Source organism: Chitinophagaceae bacterium (assembly GCA_007695095.1).
Taxonomy (GTDB): Bacteria; Bacteroidota; Bacteroidia; order Chitinophagales; family REEL01; genus REEL01.
Genome location: REEL01000024.1, coordinates 1 through 4,398 on the forward strand (window position 1 = coordinate 1; position 4,398 = coordinate 4,398).

Sequence of the window (4,398 nt, forward strand, 5' to 3'; positions counted from 1 at the left end):
AGAAAAAAGATAAAAGAGAAAAAGGATATATTTCCTTTTTTAAAAGAAGTTTTTAAATTAGTTAAAGAGGGTTTATAATACTTTTTATTAATAAGAAAAATCCTCCTCTTTCTGTAATGCTGACGTCAGGAAGCATCTCCGTATTAATTAGGAGACTCTTCGCTGCCACTAAGAATGACAACCGGAGTCAGGTAGCTTCTCCTACATTTTCCATTTGACTTCATAAATACCTTCCTAACCCTTTTTTTTAGAAAAAAAGGGTTAACAAAAAAATCGCGGCTGAATTCCTCCTTGACCCGCTATGCTTTCAATTACTTCCTTGGGTCTTGGTCTTCTTGGAATTTGGGCTCTTGGGTCTTGCGAAGCTGAACTGAAAACACACCGCCCGGAGGATCTGCCGTCAGATTAATCTCAGCATCATTTTCACAAAATGTTGAAGGAATAGGATCAAAAACTACATTTAGTTGAGAGCCAACAGTTACCTGATTTACTATAGTATCATTACAAAAATCGTCATTTGTTACTACCAGTTTTACATCAAAAGTTCCGGGTTGAAAAAAAGTATGTGTAGGGTTCTGGCCGGTGCTGTTGTTTCCATCTCCAAAGCTCCACATATAATTAATAATATTTGTCCCCTGAGGCGTAGTTGACTGATCGTTAAAGGAAACCGGTTCACCCAAACATATAGAACCCGGTCCTGAAAAATTAGCCGATGGACATAAAATAACCACTGTAGAATCCTGATCTAAATATCCTTTTATGGCTAAATCATAAGGAGCATTTGTGCTGGCAGCGTCATTTTGAATTTGAGATCTGCCGGCACTACTGGAAGCGGCAAATCCATATAATCTGAATCTCACCTGACTATTTACATTACTTAAAGGATTACTCTGAAAAAAAACAGGTGTTGAAGCTGAGGAAGGCAAATTCCCAACAGTTCCATGAAAAACTTCCGTTTGAAAATTATCTGTACTACTTACCAACTCATAAAACTGAGGGCCGGTTTGAGTTTGTCTAATTGTCATATTCACTTCCGTGATATTCAATATATATCCGGGAGCAGGGCTGATAGTAAACTCAAAAAAAGTACTATCTAATATTGCATCTTTGGGATCCGGGCTTAAAGACCAGTTGGAAGCTCTGAAACAATTACTTAACGATTGAGGAACCAATCCGCTTCCTCTGGTCAGCAACCCGCTCTCAGTCGTATTTATGCCTTGTACCATAAACTGCGCCTGTGCAGATGGTGTATTCCCGGAAACACCTTGCATATTCCAGCCAACAATGACCTCAGGTGTTTGGGCAAAAACAGTTTGAAACCCAAAAAAAATGAAAAGAAAAAGAAATGAAATTCTCGTTAGCATAATTCAAATTCGTTTACTTGATAAAAATTGATGTTAAAAATATAGTGTTCCCATTTATCTTATTGTAAACTTAACATTATACAAGTTGTATTTCAAGAAAAAAAAAGTAAGTTTGTACGGTTTCTAAAGTAGTTATTTTTATCTTAAACTATGATTATTATGGACAAGAGACACCTTTCGTATGATTTGTATGAATTGATACAATCCCTCACTAAAAATGAAAAAATATATTTTAAACGGTATTCGAGTTTTCATGTAAAGGGAGAGATAAACAAATATGTTTTACTTTTTGACTGCTTAAACAAACAAAAAGAATTTAACCTGCAGCAAGCAATTGAAGAGGTGAATTTAAAAAAAAGTCAGTCCAGAAATATTAAGAAATATCTGTACGAACTGATTTTAAAATCTCTGGATCAATATCATTCATCCACTTCTATAGATGCTCAATTAGGCAGGCTTTTGTGTCAAATCGAGATATTGATGAACAAAAACTTATCTGAACATGCAGAAGTGCTTATTCAAAAAGGCATTTCAATGGCTGAGAAGTATGGGAAAAGTAACTATAAGTTGGAGTTTTTAAATTGGAAAAAAAGAGTTTTTGAAGTAAACAGTTTTTCTAAAAACTCCATGGAAGAAATTAAAGACTTAGTTGATGCCTGTAAAAACACACTGAATACCATACATGAAGAAGAAGACTTTTGGCTGCTAAAAGTTCATTCCTATTGGTTAGTAACAAAAAAGGGAGGGTTTATTGATGAAGAATTTAATAAGGTTTTTGAAATGCACTCCTTAGAAAAAGATAAAAATTTAACTTTCAAAGAAAGTTCCTTTAAAACCAGACTTCATTATTTGTCATCTATCGCTAACCTCCACAGTTACAAGGGTGAATGGTCAAAAGTATTGAATACCAGAAGGAAAATTGTAAGCCTTTTTGAAGAAAATCCGGATCTTCTCAAAGCGAATATTCATTCATATATTGGTGCTCTGTATAATTTATTGGTTGCATTTTTTAATTTAAGATTATATGAAAATGAGGTGTATGAAACGATAAATAAAATAAATCTTGCCCCGGAAACATTTTTCAAAAATAAAGCGGTTCCCGAAAGCATTCAATTGCAAATCTTTAGTTACACCGGAACTATAGAGCCGGCCATTTTAGCAAATACAGGTCAATGGGAGAAAGCAATACAAAGAATCAAGGTTGTGCAAGACGGTCTTCTAAAATTTGAAAATAAAATTAACCGCTTTCTAAAGCTTGTGATACTTTACAATATATCATACATACATTTTGCTTACGGTAATCTGGAAGAATCTGACCGCTGGATTGACATTATGATTTATGATACAGAAACAACTACCGGAGATCAGTATTACATACAGGCCAGAATTTTAAAATTGATTATACAGTTTGAAATGGGCAATTATTTTCTTTTTGACTACATGACAAAATCTACCAAACGTTATGTGTTAAAGAGAAGGCATCAGTATAAATATGAGGCATGTTTAATCAACTTTTTTTTAACATTTAACAAAAGTCACTTTTCAAAGCACGACATCCCGGTTTCTTTTAAAAAGCTAAAGCAGGAGCTGATTTTAATAAAAAACGACCCTATGGAAAAGCTTGCTATGAGTTATTTTGATTTTGAATGCTGGTGTGACAGCCACATAAAAAACATTTCCTACAAATTACTTTTCAACAAAGAGAAATAATGAAATAGTTTTGAAAAACAATCACTGCTTTTTTAAAGTCAAAGTTTTGAATAATACCTTTGCAATATGAAAAATAAAAAATATAAATTCGGTACGAAAGCTATTCATGCAGGTATCAGACCTGATTCTGTAACCGGTGCAATAATGACTCCTATTTATCAAACATCTACTTATGTTCAGGAGGCAGTTGGTGTTCATAAAGGTTTTGAGTATTCACGAACACAAAATCCGACCAGAGCTGTTTTAGAAGAAAATCTAGCTGCATTGGAAAATGGCAATTTTGCTGTTTGCTTTGCCAGTGGTATGGCTGCTATTGATACGATTATAAAGCTTTGTAAACCCGGCGATGAAATTGTAGTTACTAATGACTTATATGGAGGCACTTACCGGGTTTTCAGCAAAGTATATGCTGACTATGGATTAATTTTTCACTATGTAGACATGAGAAACTTGGATGAAGTACCTAAAAAAATAAACAGCAAAACAAAATTAATTTGGGCAGAAACGCCTACAAATCCAATGTTAAGCATAATTGATATTAAATCACTGTCTGAGATTGCTCATAAAAACAATTGTCTGCTGTGCGTTGATAACACTTTTGCTACGCCATATTTACAAAACCCATTAGACTTAGGCGCAGATTTAGTTATTCACTCCGGAACCAAGTATTTGGGAGGACATTCTGATGTGGTGCATGGGGCTGTTATAGGAAAGGATATGGAAATTTATGATAAGCTTTCTTTTTATCAGAACAGTTGTGGCGGGGTTCCCGGTCCTCAGGATTGCTTTTTGATGCTGAGAGGTATCAAAACCTTACATATTCGAATGGACAGACACAGTGAAAATGCTATAAAAATTGCAGAATTTTTAATGGGGCATGAAAAAGTTGACGGTGTTTTTTATCCGGGTTTAAAAGATCATCCAAATCATGCTATAGCGACTTCTCAAATGAAGAAATTCGGCGGTATGCTGTCTTTCAAATTGAAAAATGCTGATTTAGAGGAAACTATGATGTTTTGTAAGCAAACGAAATTATTTGCTTTAGCAGAATCTCTGGGAGGAGTTGAGTCATTAATTGGTCATCCGGCTACTATGACTCATGCGGCTATACCGCAATCAGAAAGAGAGAAGTCCGGCATCTCGAATAACCTTATCCGTTTAAGTGTGGGTATTGAAGATGTTGAAGATTTAATAAATGACTTACGAGAAGCTTTAGAAAAATAAAGCTTTTAATAAACTATAAATCCCGGATTTAGTAGGTCTTCTTTATTGAACAATAGAACATCTGAATGAAGAAATCAGAAATTAGAACGTTACTAAAATT

Annotated in this window: 3 protein-coding genes; 2 read left to right on the forward strand and 1 reads right to left on the reverse strand. The window is 34.4% G+C overall.

What is annotated here, in order from left to right:
- Window positions 1–311: 311 nt before the first annotated feature.
- Window positions 312–1,364 carry a PKD domain-containing protein gene (locus EA412_00445; protein ID TVR84315.1) on the reverse strand — a complete coding sequence of 351 codons (1,053 nt, stop codon included), beginning with the start codon at window positions 1,362–1,364 and terminating at the stop codon, window positions 312–314.
- Window positions 1,365–1,514: 150 nt separating this feature from the next.
- Here EA412_00445 and EA412_00450 point away from each other — a divergent pair, with 150 nt between their 5' ends.
- Window positions 1,515–3,074, forward strand: a complete 1,560-nt coding sequence (locus EA412_00450) for a hypothetical protein (GenBank protein TVR84316.1) — start codon at window positions 1,515–1,517, stop codon at window positions 3,072–3,074.
- Between the two features lie 66 nt (window positions 3,075–3,140).
- Window positions 3,141–4,298: a cystathionine gamma-synthase gene (locus EA412_00455; protein TVR84317.1), complete on the forward strand. Its 1,158-nt coding sequence runs from the start codon at window positions 3,141–3,143 to the stop codon at window positions 4,296–4,298.
- The last annotated feature ends 100 nt before the right edge of the window (window positions 4,299–4,398 follow it).